Annotated in this window: 15 protein-coding genes; all 15 read right to left on the bottom strand. The window is 43.6% G+C overall.

The genetic code is table 11. From position 1 onward, the window contains the following. Positions 1 to 23: 23 nt before the first annotated feature. Positions 24 to 323 carry a hypothetical protein gene (locus NQ488_03320; GenBank protein ID UWN96357.1) on the bottom strand — a complete coding sequence of 100 codons (300 nt, stop codon included), beginning with the start codon at positions 321 to 323 and terminating at the stop codon, positions 24 to 26. A gap of 23 nt (positions 324 to 346) precedes the next feature. Further along, the gene (argF, locus tag NQ488_03315; GenBank protein ID UWN96356.1) at positions 347 to 1,348 is read right to left on the bottom strand and encodes an ornithine carbamoyltransferase; all 1,002 of its coding nucleotides are present in this window, start codon (positions 1,346 to 1,348) and stop codon (positions 347 to 349) included. A gap of 192 nt (positions 1,349 to 1,540) precedes the next feature. Continuing rightward, the gene (locus NQ488_03310) at positions 1,541 to 2,752 is read right to left on the bottom strand and encodes a cell wall hydrolase (protein UWN96355.1); all 1,212 of its coding nucleotides are present in this window, start codon (positions 2,750 to 2,752) and stop codon (positions 1,541 to 1,543) included. A 210-nt stretch (positions 2,753 to 2,962) separates the two neighbouring features. Continuing rightward, positions 2,963 to 3,748 (bottom strand): RNA methyltransferase, encoded by a 786-nt coding sequence (locus NQ488_03305; protein UWN96354.1) that lies wholly within the window; start codon positions 3,746 to 3,748, stop codon positions 2,963 to 2,965. Further along, a complete protein-coding gene (gene murD / locus NQ488_03300) occupies positions 3,745 to 5,121 on the bottom strand; it encodes a UDP-N-acetylmuramoyl-L-alanine--D-glutamate ligase (protein UWN96353.1) in 1,377 nt (458 codons plus the stop codon). Before murD ends, NQ488_03305 begins: the two co-directional genes overlap by 4 nt. After that, entirely contained in the window at positions 5,118 to 6,575 is a 1,458-nt protein-coding gene (locus NQ488_03295; GenBank protein ID UWN96352.1) for a hypothetical protein, read from the bottom strand. Before NQ488_03295 ends, murD begins: the two co-directional genes overlap by 4 nt. 117 nt (positions 6,576 to 6,692) lie before the next feature. Further along, positions 6,693 to 7,667, bottom strand: coding sequence for a 6-phosphofructokinase (gene pfkA, locus NQ488_03290; protein ID UWN96351.1), 975 nt, complete (start codon positions 7,665 to 7,667; stop codon positions 6,693 to 6,695). A gap of 199 nt (positions 7,668 to 7,866) precedes the next feature. Beyond that, the gene (locus tag NQ488_03285) at positions 7,867 to 11,457 is read right to left on the bottom strand and encodes a DNA polymerase III subunit alpha (protein ID UWN96350.1); all 3,591 of its coding nucleotides are present in this window, start codon (positions 11,455 to 11,457) and stop codon (positions 7,867 to 7,869) included. Positions 11,458 to 11,649: 192 nt separating this feature from the next. After that, entirely contained in the window at positions 11,650 to 11,904 is a 255-nt protein-coding gene (locus NQ488_03280; protein ID UWN96349.1) for an HPr family phosphocarrier protein, read from the bottom strand. Next, positions 11,904 to 12,851, bottom strand: a complete 948-nt coding sequence (gene whiA / locus NQ488_03275) for a DNA-binding protein WhiA (GenBank protein ID UWN96348.1) — start codon at positions 12,849 to 12,851, stop codon at positions 11,904 to 11,906. The genes NQ488_03280 and whiA overlap by 1 nt, the downstream gene beginning before the upstream one ends. Then, on the bottom strand, positions 12,851 to 13,720 hold the full coding sequence (rapZ, locus tag NQ488_03270; protein UWN96347.1) for an RNase adapter RapZ: 870 nt from the start codon (positions 13,718 to 13,720) through the stop codon (positions 12,851 to 12,853). Before rapZ ends, whiA begins: the two co-directional genes overlap by 1 nt. 14 nt (positions 13,721 to 13,734) lie before the next feature. Further along, complete coding sequence (murB, locus tag NQ488_03265) at positions 13,735 to 14,697, bottom strand: UDP-N-acetylmuramate dehydrogenase (protein ID UWN96346.1); 963 nt, start codon at positions 14,695 to 14,697, stop codon at positions 13,735 to 13,737. A gap of 5 nt (positions 14,698 to 14,702) precedes the next feature. Beyond that, the gene (locus NQ488_03260) at positions 14,703 to 15,701 is read right to left on the bottom strand and encodes an ROK family glucokinase (GenBank protein ID UWN96345.1); all 999 of its coding nucleotides are present in this window, start codon (positions 15,699 to 15,701) and stop codon (positions 14,703 to 14,705) included. Next, the gene (hprK, locus tag NQ488_03255; GenBank protein ID UWN96344.1) at positions 15,688 to 16,644 is read right to left on the bottom strand and encodes an HPr(Ser) kinase/phosphatase; all 957 of its coding nucleotides are present in this window, start codon (positions 16,642 to 16,644) and stop codon (positions 15,688 to 15,690) included. The genes NQ488_03260 and hprK overlap by 14 nt, the downstream gene beginning before the upstream one ends. A gap of 134 nt (positions 16,645 to 16,778) precedes the next feature. Then, a complete protein-coding gene (gene uvrC, locus NQ488_03250; protein UWN96343.1) occupies positions 16,779 to 18,701 on the bottom strand; it encodes an excinuclease ABC subunit UvrC in 1,923 nt (640 codons plus the stop codon). Between the last annotated feature and the right edge of the window lie 77 nt (positions 18,702 to 18,778).

The following is an 18,778-nucleotide window of genomic DNA, read 5'->3' as shown; positions in this document are numbered from 1 at the left end:
TCTGTCCTGCGGTCAAGCGCAGTCTATCTTATTCTAAAGCATATGAATGCAAGCAGCCAGAGAAGCACAGCAACAACCGTAAGCGCAATCCCGCCTATACGGTTGTAGCTCATGAAATTCTTTGCCGCCGCAAGTGCATTGTCTATTCCACCTGCAAGAAATATGAGCGGAAACAGAAAACTTCTGCGGTCATTCAGAAATATAAGTGCCACAAAAAGCACTACAATAACTACCGCAAGCATAATATTAAGTGCGTCTATTACCATCTTAGACCTGCGGTACGCTCCATATGCTCCTGTGTTAGACGTAGTAAAGAAATCCATGTCTTCCTCCGTTCATGTTAATATTAATCCTGATATGCACCAAGTGTAGCAGCCATAACAGCCTTAATTGTATGCATACGGTTCTCAGCCTCATCAAACACTACTGAATACTCAGACTCAAATACCTCGTCCGTAACCTCCATCTCCGTAAGGCCGAACTTTTCATATATCTCCCTGCCCACAGTAGTCTTAAGGTCATGGAATGCAGGCAGGCAGTGCATGAATATAACGCTGTCAGATGCGTTCTTCACAAGCTCCATCGTAATGCGGTAAGGAGTAAGCGCCTTAATTCTCTCTGCCCATACCTCATCAGGCTCGCCCATTGATACCCACACATCAGTATAGAGGACATCTGCATCCTTAGTTGCCTTAACAGGATCCTCTTCAAATGTAAGTGTCGCACCGCTTACGGCAGCATACTCTTCACAAGCCTTAATAAGTTCCTTATCAGGCCAGTATTCCTTCGGTGCACATGCAGTAAAGTTCATTCCCATCTTAGCACATGCTATCATCCATGAATTACCCATGTTGTATCTTGCATCACCCATATATACGAGCTTAACGCCCTTGAGTCTTCCGATCTTCTCACGGATTGTAAGCATATCTGCAAGCATCTGTGTAGGATGATATTCATTAGTCAGTCCGTTCCATACAGGCACACCCGCATACTTTGCAAGCTCTTCAACTATCTCCTGACCGAAGCCACGATATTCAATTCCTTCAAACATGCTTCCAAGTACTCTTGCTGTATCCGCAATGCTTTCTTTTTTGCCTATCTGCGAACCCTTAGGATCAAGATATGTTGTACCCATGCCAAGATCATGTGCTGCCACTTCAAATGAACAGCGTGTTCTTGTACTTGTCTTTTCAAATATAAGAGCAACATTCTTACCTTCAAGGCACTTGTCTGTAACTCCGTCTTTCTTCATCTTCTTAAGCTTTGCAGCCAGATCTAATAAATACTCTATCTCCTCTGCACTGTAATCACGCAGTGTAAGAAAATTACGACCTTTTAAATTAACCATAACTCTGATCCTCCGTTCGCATAATAACTAAAAATTTCTTTATCTTCTTATATTATCATCATCTGCATATAATTGACAAGATGCATAGCAAAAATAGTACATATAAAAATAACCCGGAACAGACTGTTAATCTGTCCGGGTTGCTGCATAACTGCATGTATTCTGCACTATATATCCTGCATTGAATATTAATTAATAGAAGCAGTGTCCTCCGATTATTGCATAATCAGAAAGTGCTGCATAATTAATCACATCTGAACCGTTAAATGCAGTAAAATCTCCAATGTTATTCTTGCCTGACAGTGCTTCAAGCGCTGCTTCCATGCACTCATCAGTACGTGGCCCCGCTGCAAGCCTCTGTTCAAATCTCGCCGAGATACTTCCGCCTGACATCACTCCGCCAAACTGGCCTCTCGCATACACAACATCTGATACTGTATCCGGATATCTTGCACTTCTTACGCGGTTAAGTATTACATTGGCAACTGCAAGCTTACCTTCATATGGTTCCCAGCCTGCTTCCCAGTCAATGATACATGCAAGCACCCACAGGTCATCATCTGATACTGCCATTGTCGGATTATAAGTAAAATCTGTTCCTGCTATCGTTCTTGCAATAATCTGCTGTCTGAGCGCTTCCTCTGCCGCCTTGCGTGCTGCTTCTTCCTCAGCTGCCTTACGTGCCGCCTCTTCTGCTGCCTGACGTGCTGCTTCCTCTGCTGCCTTCCTGGCTTCCTCTTCCTCAACAGTCATTCCGCATTCAAATCCGTAATCAATTGTGACTGCATCAGCAAGAACATATCCTGTACTCTCATCAGACTTCAGAATCTTAACATATTCTCCTATACGGCTTACCGGCACAGCACTCTCATCTGCTGTAAATGTTCCGGTTACTGCTGCATCCGTATCGTATGAAGCGTATACAACAGCCTCACTTCCGACCGGTGCTGCCGAAACCTCTGTCTCAAGCCTTGCAACGCTCTCAGCTTCATCATCAAAGCAAAGCGCATCCGTAGGCACATATCCTGTAAGATTGCCGGACGTAATCTTAGTCCATCCGTTGTCCTGTTCAATAACATCAGCAATATTATACTCGAAAAGCTTGCCTGCCACCTCTGAATCATCATCAGGCTCCTGCATTACCGCAAGATAATCAGTATCCGTGGCAACTGCCTTTCCCTTAAATATACTTTCTTCCTTAAGTGTCTCCTGCTTACCCTGTGCATACGCAACAATGTCAACTGCTTTTTCTTCATAAGATGCAGTTCTTTCTTCATTGTAAGTCTGCGCTGCCGCATATGCTTCGTGGGTTGTCCCGGCAGCAATGTAGTTAGGCATAACCGGCATCATTGCAATAACCATCATGGTGCCTGCCATCACCGCTACCCTGCTCTTTGATTTCATACATAACCTTTCCGCCTCAACTGTCTGTTATTAACCGCCCGCTGTCTGCACAGCAAAATAATATCACTTGTAAATAACAGTATCTTGGCTGACAGCAGTCAGGCATAGTAACCGCTGTCCTGTAACATTATTATATGAATAACCGATTACAATTATTACAAAAATGTTACATTTATTTCGAAAGTATTCTACCAAAGTTACATATTTTTGTCAACCCTTGCCATTTCTCCTCTGTCTGGCAGCCTCGAAGGTCAGCACGGATGCTGCAATTGCGGCATTCAGCGACTCAACTTTACCGGCCATCGGAATCCTTATTCTGTTGCTGCAGATATTCGTTACGGCATCCGTAAGTCCGTTGCCTTCATTGCCGATAACAAATGCACTCGCCTTAGTATAATCCGGCTCCGTATATTCAACACTTCCTTCAAGGTGCGCCGCGTACAGCTCTACCCCTTTGGACTTCATCTGTTCAAGTGTCCCGGCAAAATCATCAGCATACACAAACGGTACCCTGTAAAGTGAACCCATTGTTGAACGTATCGTCTTGGGATTATATATATCAACCGTATTCGGGCTCATAATAATTCCGTCAACACCTGCCGCCTCGCTCATTCTGATGATCGTTCCAAGATTCCCCGGATCCTGAAGGTTCTCAACAATGACATAAAGGCCGTTGTCATGTGCAATAATATCCCCGATTCCATATTCAGCCATCTTAATAACCGCAAGTATTCCCTGCGGCGTCCTGGTATCCGACATCTGTGCAAATACATTATCTGACACCATCTCATAAGGAACCTGTATTGTTGACATATATCCGCTGTTGCATCTTGCAAATGTCTCTGATGCATATATACTGACTATTCTGTCCGCCGGTGCCTCCGAAACCATCCTGAAGCCCTCTGCGACAAACTGCCTGCTGTCTTTTCTTGCTCTTGCACGCGTCTGAAGCTGTATGACATTCTTCACACGTGCATTGCCTGTACTGGTAATCATGCGTTTTTCTCCATTCCGGAAACAAGCTTTTTAAATACTTCACCACGCTCTTCAAAATTACGGAATATTCCGTAACTTGCTGCTGCCGGTGACATAACACAGCTTCTTCCTGCTCCTGTAATATCTGCCGCAAGACTGACTGCATCTTCAAGATGCTGAACATAATGTATTCTCTCAGGCGATTCAAATTCACCTTTCATTAATTCTATCTCCTCAAGAATACGTTTGCCCGATGCTTCCATAAGGATTATATTCTTAATATCAGAATGTGCCAGATATTGTTCCAGCTCTTTATAGCTTATGCCTCTGTCCATACCGCCTATAAGAACTGTGTCGGCATCCTTAAGTGTATTCAGTGCCTGTATTGTAGTCTCATCAATCGTAGATATTGAATCATCGTACCACTTTATGCCATTTATTGTTCCAACATACTGCAGTCTGTGTGGGAGGGGTTCATAGCTTAAAAGTGCTCTTGTAAACTGTTCGTCTGTAACACCGCAGTCTCTGCATGCAGCATACACAAATGCAATATCAAAATAATTATGCTCTCCGATAAGCTTTATATCACCGACCGGTATTCTGTATTCGCATTCGCCGTTATCCTCATCTTTATAATATATCGTGCCGCCTGACAGGCTGTAGTCCGCTCCGCTACAGGCACCGCATCTGAATGTATACACATCCGCAGGCAATGTCTCATGTGGCCTGAGGCTATCCAGGCAATACAGCTTATCCCCTGCTTTCTGATGTCTGTATATATTCTCCTTGGCAGCTGTATACTTTGCCATAGTGCCGTAATGGTCAAGATGTTCTTCATGCAGATTAAGATATATTGCCATGTGTGGCGATACATCCATATATTCGAGCTGGTGGCATGAAAGTTCCAGAACCGCCGTTGTCGTGTCATTCATTCCGTCAGCTATCTCAAACACCGGAATTCCTATATTCCCTGCAAGCAGCACATCCTTTCCCGACGACTTAAGAACATGGTACAGAAGCGTTGTGGTTGTGCTCTTTCCCTTAGTTCCCGTAATTCCTATTATCCTGTCACGGAAGCATTCAAAAAACACTTCCATCTGGGAAACTATATTACATGTATAATCATTAATCTCTCTATCAAGCACAATGCCCGGGCTCTTGAATACAACATCAAAATCATTAAGACATCCAAGATACTCTTCTCCCGTTATCGCTGTTACTCCTTCGGGAAGTCCGTCCTTCACAGGCTTTGCATCAGCAACAGCAATTACTGCCGCACCTCCGGCCTCAATTACCACTGGCAGAGTAGACCTTCCCTCACGTCCATATCCAAGTATGAGAACCTTCTTATTATTAACAAGTCCATGTATAAATTCAGTTAAATGCTTTATCAATGTCTTGGCGCCCTCTCTCCCAATTTTTCATTAAGTGTCTTATTCAATGCCTCCTCAAAATCCTTCGGAAGCAGATTCTGGGTATCATAGTATCTGAAATAATCCTCACATACAGGCAGATTCTTTTCATAAAGTCCGGTACCGCAATAATATCCAAACAGATACGGAAGCTTCTTTCCTGCCTCTTTCATGCTTCTTATTGTAAGCGTTATCGCCGCATTAACCTCATTAACGCTTCCTACACATTCAAACGGCTTCTCGCTTGCGATTCCCACAAGCTTGTCAAAACATTCCTGCATTGTCTCATCTTCTGCCATATCAGTTCCGAATATCTTACAAAGCTTCTCCTGCTCAATAAACGGTGACAGAATAAGCCACACAAACATGCACTTAGGACAGTGACCGCACCATATATCCTTCTTGCTTCCTACATTGCAGCTTCTGAATATGGAATGGAAATCCGTACATGCAGCAAAATCAGCTGCAATCTGGAATTCACTCAGAGGTCTTAAAAGGCTGAAATAATAGGTATTGCTCTTAAGATATACTGCCTCATATTCATGAAAATCACGTTCAAATTCAAAGCTCTTGGAATACTGGTGATTAACGGTACTTCCCGGCACTGTGCTCTCATTGGCACTGGACTCATTTGACAGTGCAATATACGTTATATCATTCATATATGCAGCAATAACTGCCGAGAATGCCACAATCGCAGAGAACGGTGTATGTCCGTTAAGGAATCCCTTCTTGTTGAGTTCAAGCATATTACTGTCGAGAGTCCTGTGTGCTACAATCACATTTCTGTCATCCATGCTCATTCCTGCGGTCTCAACTGTCTTTATCGTTGCACCTCTCGGATTAATTATATAAGGATGAATCTGACTCTTATATCCTTTAAGCACATCAAGCGATACTACGGAATCCTTGCCTCCGCCAACCGGTACCATACAGTGCGCCCCATCTGCAAGTGACTTTATCCTGCTGTTCCTTAACGCCATTGCAGCTTCAACATCAGCCTCACACTGAAGTGACAATGCATTCTCACATATTCCGTTCTCAGGAACTATCTCCATAAAATCATTAATATTCTCTTCTATTCCGTTAGTATAGTAGAATTCTCCAAGTCCGTTAAAATACAACGACTTCCACCATGCTATCTGGTCTTCTCCAAGCGAAGCATTCTTTATTATTACCTTTGGAGGGCATGCTATCTTCCAATAGCTTACAAGCTCCACCATTCCAAGCGAGAATATAAGCCTTGCAAATGTCTCATCACTGGAATAATCGCACTGCCTGTCCCCTGCGGGGAATCTCCACTGTGGCGCAAACTGTGCCAGATTGTCTATAGCAAAGTGATAAGTAATCTCCACTTCCTTATCATTCTGTTTCACGTCATATCCTTCATAAGTAAATGTCGGATACTTGGCTCTTAATTCTTTATATGAACTCATGTTAAGAATCCTTTCCTTCCATATATTCTATCTATTATATGTTACCTATCCTATAATATGAAAAGAGCCGTCCGGATATGTCCAGACGGACTCTGCATAATGTCCAGCTGTTATTAATTACTTTGATATCATAAGACTTACCATGAATTCGTAGTCATCGATATCCTTTGTCATTGCAAGTGCTTCGTCAATGTCATAGTCTACAAACTGTCCGTTCTTATATGCAACAACGCGGTTACTCTTGCCTTCACACAGAAGATCAACTGCCTTGGCACCCATCACTGATGCATACACTCTGTCCTTACATGTAGGACTTCCGCCTCGCTGCATGTAGCCTAAGATTGTTGCTCTTGTCTCAATTCCGGTAGCAGCCTCTATTCTTCTTGCCATTCCCGTAGAATGTCCAATGCCCTCGGCATTAATGATAAGATGATGCTTCTTGCCCTTCTTACGTCCCTCTATAATGTGGTTAATAAGCTCCTGCTCATCATTATTATATCTCTCAGGAAGAAGAATATCCTCAGCGCCATTGGCAATACCGCACCACAATGCTATATATCCTGCATTACGGCCCATAACCTCTATAATACTGCAACGCTCATGGGATGTCGAGGTATCTCTTACCTTATCAATAGCCTCCATTGCAGTATTGACCGCTGTATCAAATCCGATTGTATAATCTGTACATGCAATATCAAGGTCAATCGTTCCCGGAAGACCGATTGTGTTGATTCCCTGCGCAGCAAGCTTCTGGGCGCCTCTGAAGGAACCGTCACCACCTATTACAACTATTCCGTCAATGCCATGTCTGCGGCATGTATCGGCAGCTTTTTCCTGACCTTCCTGTGTCATGAATTCCATGCTTCGTGCAGTATAAAGAATAGTACCGCCGCGCTGGATTATATCTGACACACTGTGTCTGTCCATATCTATTATCTCATCACTTATAAGTCCGTTATATCCCTTAAGAATGCCTTTGACCTTAAGACCCTTGGCCAAGGCCGTTCTAACTACTGCACGTATAGCAGGATTCATACCGGGTGCATCACCACCACTTGTCAAAACTCCTATTGTCTTAATCTCTTTTGCCATATTAATCTCCATTCCTGCCTGTCTTTTACAGACATCCAAGCTTATGCACATCTTATCATAATTTATTTAATTTTAATCCAATAATATAACATTTTCAATGGCTTTTTAGAAATTTACCGCACGTTTGCACAAGCCTGCATTAAAGCAGACAGTATATCCGCTCTGACGCAGGCTTCAATGTGGGCTATAAAGAGCCGGGCTATAACGTAACCTTAACATTATCCTCTCCAAATTCAGCCATAAGCGCTTTCTTCAGTTCATCGTCTATGCAGACATTACAGCTCATCGGCAGCTTTTTCATCTGTTTTTCCTTACGGCAGTATACAACCATTCCGTCATGGCCGTCCGATGTTCTTATTATATCATACAGCCTCTGTTCCTTCTGCCTGAACTGCTCCATATCCTCGAACTGTATCCAGCATTTTCTCGGTACCTCATCAAACGTGATGACCCTGTTCAGAATAACTCTGCCCTTTGCATCTGCTTCAAGTGAGACCCTTCCGCTGATAAATACCTTTTCATCAACCTCAAGCTTTGCACGGTTGTCATTGTAGCTTCGTGGAAATACAATAACCTCGACAGTTCCGTACATATCCTCAACGGTAACAAACGCCATAAGCTGGTTAGTCTTGGTTGACTTCACTGTCTTATCAGTGATAATTCCACCGATTGTAACCTCATCGCCATCTCTTAATGCACCTTCATCCCTGCCGCCCTCATCAGAAGGTGAACCTACATCAACATAGTCAGGGACGTAGTCCTTAACGCCGCCGGGAGTATTCATATACTCTGACATGTCTACCCTGAGCACATTTTGTGTACGTTCTGCCATCTGCGGCTGCTGTGCATCTTCATCTTCAGGTTCAAAATCAGATGTCCTTGCCGTTGTGTATTTGTTCCACATATCAATATATTCATCAAGAGGATGTCCGCTTACATATATTCCAAGAACCTCCTTTTCAAATGCAAGAAGCTCTTTCTTGCCGTATTCCGGGACATCCGGCATCTTTATCTCAAACTCCGCCTTAGTCTCTTCATCAACAAAATCAAACAGGGACATCTGCCCTGTCAGGGAATTCTTCTCATTACGTGCCACATCGTCAACTATCTGCGAATACACAAGCATCTGCTGTCTTCTGTTGCCCTCAAAGCAGTCAAATGCTCCTGACTTTATGAAGTTCTCTATAGTCCTTTTATTGGCTTCTTTGCCCATACGCTCTATAAAGTCCCTCAGATTCTTAAACTTTCCGTTCTCACTGCGTTCATTCACAAGAGCTTCTATAACAGGTCTTCCAAGGCTCTTGATGGCAGACAGTCCATAGCGTATTGCATTGCCCGATACAGAGAATCCATACTCTCCCTCGTTGACATCCGGAGGAAGTATATCTATCCCCATCTGGCGGCATGCCATCACGTATTCTGCAACCTTGGTACTGTTATCGATAACTGATGTCATAAGCGCTGCCATGAACTGCGTAGGATAATGCGTCTTAAGAAATGCTGTCTGATATGCTACAACCGCATAACATGCCGCATGTGACTTATTGAACGCATACTTGGCAAAATCAATCATGTTATCGTAAATGTGTCCTGCGACCTTCTCATCAATACCATTATTGACACACCCCTTAACATTCTCTTCAGGGTTGCCGTATATAAAGTTCCTGCGCTCCTGTTCCATTACATATGCTTTTTTCTTAGACATTGCACGGCGCACAAGGTCACTTCGCCCCCATGAATATCCGGCAAGGTCACGCACAATCTGCATAACCTGCTCCTGATAGACAATACATCCGTATGTAGGCTCAAGTATAGGCTCAAGCTGCGGACAGTCATAGACTATGCTGCTGCGGTCATTCTTACCTTTTATATACTGCGGAATAAAGTCCATAGGACCCGGACGGTACAGTGATATACCGGCTATAATATCCTCCATGCTGTGTGGCTTAAGTTCTTTCATGAAAGACTTCATCCCCGAACTTTCAAGCTGGAATACACCTTCAGTTCTGCCTGTGCTAAGCATATCGAACACAGCCGCGTCATTATAATCTATCTTATCAATATCAAAATCCGGAACAACTTTTCTTACCATGTGCTCTGCGCTCTGTATTACAGTAAGCGTACGCAGTCCAAGGAAATCCATCTTAAGAAGGCCAAGTTCCTCCAGCGTTGTCATGACAAACTGTGCAACTATCGAACCGTCGGAGCCTCTTGAAAGAGGCACATACTCATCTACCGCCTTCTGGCTGATGACAACACCGGCAGCATGCATTGAGGCATGGCGGGGAAGTCCCTCAAGTCTTCTTGACTTATCTATAAGGTCATGTACTGTCTCATCACTGTTGTATAGCGCCTTAAGCTCAGGATTCATCTCTATCGCCTTATCTATTGTGATTCCAAGCTCTCTCGGTATCATCTTTGATACCGAATCGCGCAGTGCATAAGGCAGATCAAGTACGCGGCCCACATCCTTAATGACCGCTCTGGCTGCCATCGTTCCGAATGTTACAATCTGGCATACTCTGTCCTTGCCGTATTTTCTTACGACATAATCAATTACCTCCTGTCTTCTCTCAAAACAGAAGTCAACGTCAATATCGGGCATTGAAACTCGTTCCGGGTTAAGGAATCTTTCAAAGATAAGACTGTACTTTATCGGGTCAATATCCGTTATCTCAAGGCAGTATGCAACAACACTTCCCGCTGCCGAACCCCTCCCCGGTCCGACACTTATATCGTTGCTCTTGGCATAATTGATAAAGTCCCATACAATCAGGAAATAATCAACATATCCCATCTCATTTATTACAGAAAGTTCGTAGTCAAGGCGTTTTCTTACATCCTCAGGCGCATCGGGGTATCTTTTCCCAAATCCCCTGTTACACAGCCATCTCAGATACTCTGAGGATGAAGCATAGACCGCCGGTGTATCGTACTTAGGGAGCTTCTGTACACCGAATTCTATCTCAACATTACATCTTGCCGCAATCTTAGCAGTATTATCAAGTGCCTGCGGTGCATAAGCAAACAGTTCCCTCATCTCCTGCTCAGACTTGAGATAATACTGCCCGCCTTCATACTTCATTCTGTCAGTATCAGTAATCTTCTTGGATGTCTGTATACACAGCAGGATATCATGTGCTGAAGCATCATCTGCAAATGTATAATGCACATCATTAGTTGCAACAAGGTCTATACCGAGTTCTCTGCTCATTCTCATAAGCTGCTGGTTGACAAACCTCTGCTCAGGTATTCCATGATCCTGTAATTCAAGAAAATAATTGCCTTTGCCAAATATCTCCTGATACCTCAGTGCCGCCTTAACGCCCTCTTCATACATATTACGTGCAAGATATCTCTGCACTTCACCGGCAAGACAGGCGCTCAATGCAATTACACCCTCATGATATTCGCTAAGGACTTCATAATCCACACGCGGCTTATAGTAAAAACCTTCAACAAAACCTTTGGACACTATCTTCATAAGATTATGATATCCCGTATCATTCTCAGCAAGAAGTACAAGATGATAATATCTGTCATCTCCCGCCCCTGCCTCTTTGTCGAATCTCGACCCCGGTGCAACATATACCTCGCATCCGATAATAGGTTTAATTCCTTCCTTCAGGGCTGCCCTGTAAAAATCGATCACGCCATACATGACACCATGATCTGTAATAGCAAGGCTGTCCATGCCCAGCTTCTTAGCCTGCGACACAATCTCATTAATCTTACTCAGGCCGTCAAGCAGACTGTATTCCGTATGCACATGAAGGTGTGTAAATGCCATTCTTATCTCCATTCCGGTCCGCCTCTATGCGGACATTCCATAATCCTGTAATTCTATAACTTATATAGCTTACTCATAGCTTAATTGCTTTCTAACCGCTGTTGTCTATTATAGCATAAAATATATCAGCATAAAACAAAAACTCCGGCATACAGACTTATTAATCTGCATGCCGGAGCTGTATAATCTGTCTTACTTAGCTGAAAGAAAATCTGATATTCTGTCTATTGCCCCCTGTTCATCACTTCCATCTGCAGTTACTGCAATCTCTGCCCCAGGAGTGATTCCAAGTGTCATCATACCCATTATGCTCTTGGCGTTGAACTGTCTCTCGCCATACTTCACATGAATGCTGCTGTCAAACTGACTTGCTATCTGTACAAGCATTGCTGTAGTACTTGCATCTGCTACTGATGCAGGATCAACTGTAATATTCTTAGTTATCATTAGATGTCTCCTCCACTTAATTCTGCCGCAATCTCTCCTATCTTGCGGAGTCTGTGATTAACCCCTGACTTTCCTACCGGCGGGTCTAATATCTCACCCAGATCCTTAAGATTCATATCCGGATTCTCCAGACGCGCTATCGCAACAGCCCTGAGCCCAGGTGCCAGATATTCAAGTCCTACGGTATCCCTGATACGTTCAATATCCTCTATCTGCCTTACTGCAGCTGATACCGTCTTATTAAGATTCGCTGTTTCACAGTTCACCTGCCTGTTAACACTGTTGCGCATCTCCTTCACAATACGGACATTCTCAAAGTTCATAAGAGCAACGCCTGCTTCCATGACGTTGAGCAGATCTGAAATCTGTGTACCTTCCTTTACATACACGACATAATACTTCTTACGCTGTATAACCTTAGCCTCAGCACCGAACGTATTCATGACATCCCTGATCTGGCAGGCCTGTGATGGTGTGTCGCACACAATCTCAAGATGATAAAACTTATTCGGATCACTTATTGAACCTGACGCAAGAAATGCTCCTCTTATAAAAGCTCTCTTGCAGCATGTCATCTGAATAAGCATCGGATTGACAAGCCACTTCGCATTGGCCACCCTTCCATCCTCATACACCTTAAGTGTCTGAAGGATTCTTATAACCTGCTCACTGTCGTCAATCTTTATCTCGTATACATTGCCTCTTTTAATCTCGTCAATGTTAACAGGATTACAAGCATTTATATTAAATGTTTTTCGCAATAATGTAAAGCACTTTCTTGCAACTATTTCATTTTCGGTTGATATAACAAGCGTAACGCTTCCGTCACCGGCTGATGATATTCTCCCGCAAAGGCCGGCAATCGCCGCGAATTCCGCAATCTGGCAATGTCTCGCCGTACCTGTATGTCTTGAAAGTTCCTCTTTTACTTCTGATGAAAATGACATTAGCTTCTCTTCCTGTCCTTATCTATATCACGGTGTTCTGTCTTAATACCATACTCCATTCCGCTCAGTCTCTCTGATATTGCGTTAGCAAGCGTTACTGACCTGTGTTTGCCTCCGGTGCAGCCTATAGCTATAACAAGGCTGTTCTTGCCCTCAAGCACATAATTAGGTATCAGAAAACGCAGCATGTCTTCAAGCTTATCAAGGAACTCAGATGCCGTATCAAACTGCATGACATAATCCTGTATCTCCTTATCATTACCTGTGAGATTACGTAACCCCTCCACATAATATGGATTAGGAAGAAATCTTACGTCAAATACAAGATCAGCATCAGCCGGTATGCCGTATTTGAAGCCGAATGAAAGCACCGTAATATACAGATTGCTGAACTTTCCGTCACCGACAAATATCTTCTCTATCTCCTGCTTCAGCTCTCTTGTAAGGAGCTGGCTCGTATCAATTATATAATCCGCCTTATCCTTAAGGAAGCGCAGTTTTTCTCTCTCCAGCCTGATTCCGTGGTCTATTCTTCCGCCATTGGCAAGCGGATGTGCCCTTCTTGTCTCCTTATATCTCTTAACAAGTACATCGTCATTGGCATCAAGAAATAGTATTCTGTAATCATATCTCCTCCGGCCCATCTCTTCGAGTACGTCTGAAAACTCATCTAATGCATCTCCGCTTCTTATATCCACACCAAGTGCGATATTCTCTCTTGACGATTCCTTTGATGAAGCCAGCTCAGCAAACTTGATAACAAGCGAAATCGGCATATTGTCACAGCAGTAATAACCTGCATCCTCAAGAACCTTCAGCGCCGTAGATTTACCTGCACCGGACATTCCGGTCACAATTACCATTCTCATACTGAATCTCCTATCTAAATCTGTCCGATAACCTTAACTTCAAGTTCCAGACGCACCCCATACATATCATATACTTTATCCCTGACAGCATCTGTAAGGGCAATAAAATCCGCTGCCGTTGCGTCTTTTACATTAATCACAAATCCGGCATGTTTGTCAGAAACCATAGCCCCTCCGATACGGTATCCTTTTAATCCTGCATCTGAGATAAGTTTGCCGGCATAATATCCTTCCGGTCTCTTAAATGTACTTCCTGCGCTTGGATACTCAAGCGGCTGCTTATCCTTTCTTAATCCGGCAAGTTCCTTCATCCTCTGCTTTATCTGCTCTCTGTCGCCTCTGCGCAGCTTAAACCACGCTCCGAGTACAACATAACCTTCCGAAGCAATTATACTTGTTCTGTATCCCAGCTTCAGCTCATCCTTTGTCAGCGTTATTATCCTGCCATCCTTAGTCAGCACCTCTGCAGCAACTATTACATCCTTAATCTCTCCGCCGTAAGCTCCCGCATTCATCACTACCGCGCCTCCTACCGTCCCCGGTATTCCCGCCGCGAATTCAAATCCTGTATAAGCCCGTTCCATAAGACTGTTGCCGAGCCTTGAAAGCCTTACCCCTGACTGTGCATATACTACACATTCATCTGCATCGGTATTACAAGCCGCACCAGCCTTATCAGCCCCGTCATAGGATATCTTATCAAAATATCTGCCTGTATATATCATCATTCCACGATATCCGGCATCTGCAACAAGCAGATTACTTCCATTGCCAAGAATATAATACTCTATGCCATACTTCTTTGCACACTTAATAACGTCACGCAGTCCTTCATTGGAGCGCGGCATAACAAAATAATCCGCATTGCCTCCGATTCTAAGGGTAGTATGCGTCTTCATGCTCTCATTGCACAATATATTATCCACTCCGGTTATATTGCCAATCTCTTTTACAAACTCTGAATCACAGACTATCAAAATGACTATTTCCTTTCATTATTACTGGAAGGCATTACAAGATGCGCTGCTCCATATACCCCGGCATCATTGCCGAGTTCTGCCTTCACAATCGGAGTATCCTTCATAGGATAGAATACATTTGCCCTGTAACTTGCGCGCACCTTATCAAGGAAATATTCCCCTGCTGCCGCCATCCCTCCGCCTATAACTATACATTCGGGATTAACCGCACATGCAACGCATGCTATTCCTCTGCCAAGATACTCTGCAGCCCTGTCTATTACACTCCCGGCCACAATATCTCCTGCTTTTGCCTCATCAAATACATCTTTTGCAGTAAGTGCAGCTTTATCATACTTCTGAAGCGATGATACGGCAGCACTGCTGTCCGACGCACTGTTAAGGCGTTTTAATGCTTCATGCACAATACCCGTTGCGGACGCTGCCTGTTCAAGGCACCCTTTCTTGCCGCATGTACACATTCTGTCTTCATCAGTAACAATCGGAAGGTGTCCAATCTCCGCAGCCGCTCCGTTAATGCCGCACACCGGTCTTCCATTCATTATCAGACCGCCACCGACACCAGTTCCGAGCGTAACAAAAAAGAATGATGACAGCCCCGCATAATAACCGGCATATTCACCAAGTGCAGCCACATTGGCATCATTGCCTGCAACAGTCCTTATGCCGGTCAGTCTTTCAAGTTCCGCCTTCACATTAACAACGCCCCAGCCAAGATTAACGCAGCCGTTAACCGTTCCGTCATCAAGCACGGCACCCGGAACACCTATTCCGATTCCGCCGATTACAGATGCATCAGCGCCATTCTCATTCATCCATGAAGAAACAAAGTCAGCCACATCATTAAGTATGTGGCTTCCGTTGTCTTCCTTATCAGTTGCAAATTCATATGTACCGACCGTGTTATCGCTCTCATCAAATACTGCAGCCTTGACCGAAGTGCCGCCAATATCTATGCCGAAATAATATCTTTTTTCATAACCGGTATCAGTCTTCATCATAATCATCATCCTCTGTCTTCATGAGGTTCTCCTGAACTCTTCTGTAAAGCTCCTTGGCAGCATTATAACCCATAACCTTAGTTCTGTGATTAACCGCTGCGGTCTCAACTATAACAGCAAGGTTACGTCCCGGACGCACAGGAAGTGTATGGCACACAACCTTATTACCGAGGTATTCTATATACTCTTCCTCAAGACCAAGTCTGTCATATTCCTTCTCACGATTCCAATCTTCAAGCTTGATAACCATGTCAATCTGCTGTGTCTCTTTGACACTCTCTACACCAAACTGCGTCTTGACATCGACAATACCTATTCCGCGAAGTTCAATAAAATACTTGGTGATTCCCGGTGCCGTACCAATAAGTGTCTCATCACTCACTTTACGTATCTCAACAGCATCATCCGTCACAAGTCTGTGTCCTCTCTTGATAAGTTCAAGAGCCGCTTCACTCTTACCTATTCCGCTCTCGCCTGTTATAAGTACGCCTACGCCGTATACATCAACTAATACGCCATGAATAACAATACAAGGTGCAAGCTGCACATTCAGCCATCTGATTGTCTCTGCCATAAATGATGATGTGGCATCATGTGACTTAAGAATAGGAACACCATACTTAAGTGCTATCTCAAGCATGCACTCCTCAGGTTCAAGATCCCTGCAGAATACAACGCATGGAATGTTGCTTGAAAGAAGCTGTGTATATCTTAACTTTCTCTCATCAGCCGAAATGGAATCAAGGTATGCCTGCTCAACATAGCCTATTACCTGTATTCTCTCATTATCAAAATGATCATAAAAACCTGCAAGCTGGAGTGCCGGTCTGTTAACATCAGGCTGGTGAACCCAGATTGTACGTGTATCTATCTGCGGTGTCTTATTGACAAGCTGCATTTTTTTAATTATTTTGGATAACTTAACCTTTTCAGATGCCGCCATTATATACCTCATTCCTGCGCACTTTTCACGCTGTTTTGAATATATTATAATCTATCAGTGTTTATCTATCAACCGCCAAAGCAAAGATATTTGATTAATTATCGGATGACATGTTATGCCATCGCCACTGACGCTTAATGGAAATATCTGTAAATATTCCCGGCCACCTGCCTTGTAATCCCGTCCGCCTGCATCAGCTCTTCCACGTCTGCATTTCTTATCACGTTAATATCAAGGAAATGCTTCATAAGAGCCTTGCGCCTTGCCGGTCCTACCCCTTCAATGTCATCAAGGACTGAGCTTACCTGTGCTTTGCTTCTCAAGCTTCTGTGGTATTCAATTGCAAATCTGTGCGCTTCATCCTGTACTCTTGTTATAAGCTTGAAGCCCTCACTGTGCCTGTCTATCGGAATCTCTACATTATTATAATAAAGTCCTCTTGTTCTGTGATTGTCATCCTTAACCATACCGCATACCGGAATATCAAGTCCCAGTTCATTAAGGACATCCAGCGCAATATTAACCTGGCCGCGTCCTCCATCCATCATGATAAGATCAGGATATACATTGAATCCTGCCAGATGTATCTTTTCCTTTGTTTCACCGCCTGCTGCCTCATCTATTACAATCTCCTGCTCGGCAAGAAGTCTGTCCTTATGTTCCTGTTCCACAAGAATTCTTCTTTCTTCCATTCCTCTTGTGAATCTTCTTGTAAGGACTTCACGCATACTCTTATAATCATCAGGCCCCTTGACAGTCTTTATCCTGAACTTTCTGTAGTCATTATTCTTAGGTCTGCCGTCTTCAAACACAACCATTGAACCTACAGACTCTATACCGTTTGTATTGGAGATATCATATGCCTCAACACGCTTTATCGTTCCAAGGTCGAGCCAGTCAGCAATCTCCTGCATTGCACCGACCGTCTTCTTCTGTTCATTTTTGATTCTCTCATTATCCTTATCAAGAACCATCTGTGCATTCTTGAATGCAAGCTCAACCATCTTTTCCCTTGTACCCTTCTTAGGCACAAGAATTGACACCTTAAGTCCGCGTCTTGAAGTAAGCCATTCACTGATGATATCTTTTTCGGAAAGCTCATCCTGAACCATAATTATCCCCGGTATATACGGAGTTCCTCCGTAATACTGCTTCATAAACTCCTGGACAATCTCCATTCTGCTGTCACTGGCAGCTACATTCATATGAAAATGTTCTCTTCCGAGAAGTTTGCCGCCTCTGATAAAGAATACCTGAACAACAGCGTCATCGCCCTGAATTGCACATGCAATTACGTCCCTGTCCTCAAAATCACTGTCTGTAATCTTCTGCTTCTGCGCTATCTGCTTTACACTGGTTATCAGGTCACGGTACTGCGCCGCGTCCTCATATTCCATCTTATCGGATGCTTCCATCATCTTATCTTTGAGCTTATTAAGAATCTCTGAGTAATTGCCGTTAAGGAAATCTATAACCTGACGCACAGACTCCTTGTATTCTTCTTCGCTTATATATCCCTGACACGGCGCACTGCACTGATTAATATGGTAATTAAGACACGGCCTGTCCTTACACATATCAGCCGGCAGCTTACGGCTGCATGTTCTTATCCTGTAGAGTCTGCACAAAAGCTCAATCGTATCCTTAACCGCCCCTGCACTCGTATATGGCCCGAAATACCTGCTCTTATCTTTTTTCATGCTTCTTGCAAATAACACTCTCGGATACTTCTCATTAACCGTCACCTTTATAAAAGGATAGGACTTGTCATCCTTAAGCATAGTGTTGTACTTCGGCCGGTGCTCCTTGATAAGGTTACACTCAAGCACAAGTGCTTCGAGCTCCGAATCTGTAATTATATATTCAAAATGGTCTATATTAGAAACCATATGCTGTATCTTGACCGACAGATTACGGCTGCTCTGAAAATACTGTCTCACTCTGTTTTTAAGACTTACAGCCTTACCGATATATATTATTGCATCCGTCTTATCATGCATTATATAAACTCCCGGCTTAGACGGAAGTTTTTTAAGCTCCTCTTCTATATCAAACATGCTGCCCTCCGTTCATTTGCAAAATATAAGAAACATAAGGCAGGGCATAGCCTTAACAGCTTATTCCCTGCCTTATG

The sequence above is a fragment of the [Bacteroides] pectinophilus genome (assembly GCA_025146925.1).
GTDB lineage: Bacteria > Bacillota > Clostridia > Lachnospirales > Lachnospiraceae > Bacteroides_F > Bacteroides_F pectinophilus.
The sequence above is the reverse complement of the archived record's forward strand: the minus strand, read 5'-3'. Positions and strand labels throughout refer to the sequence as shown.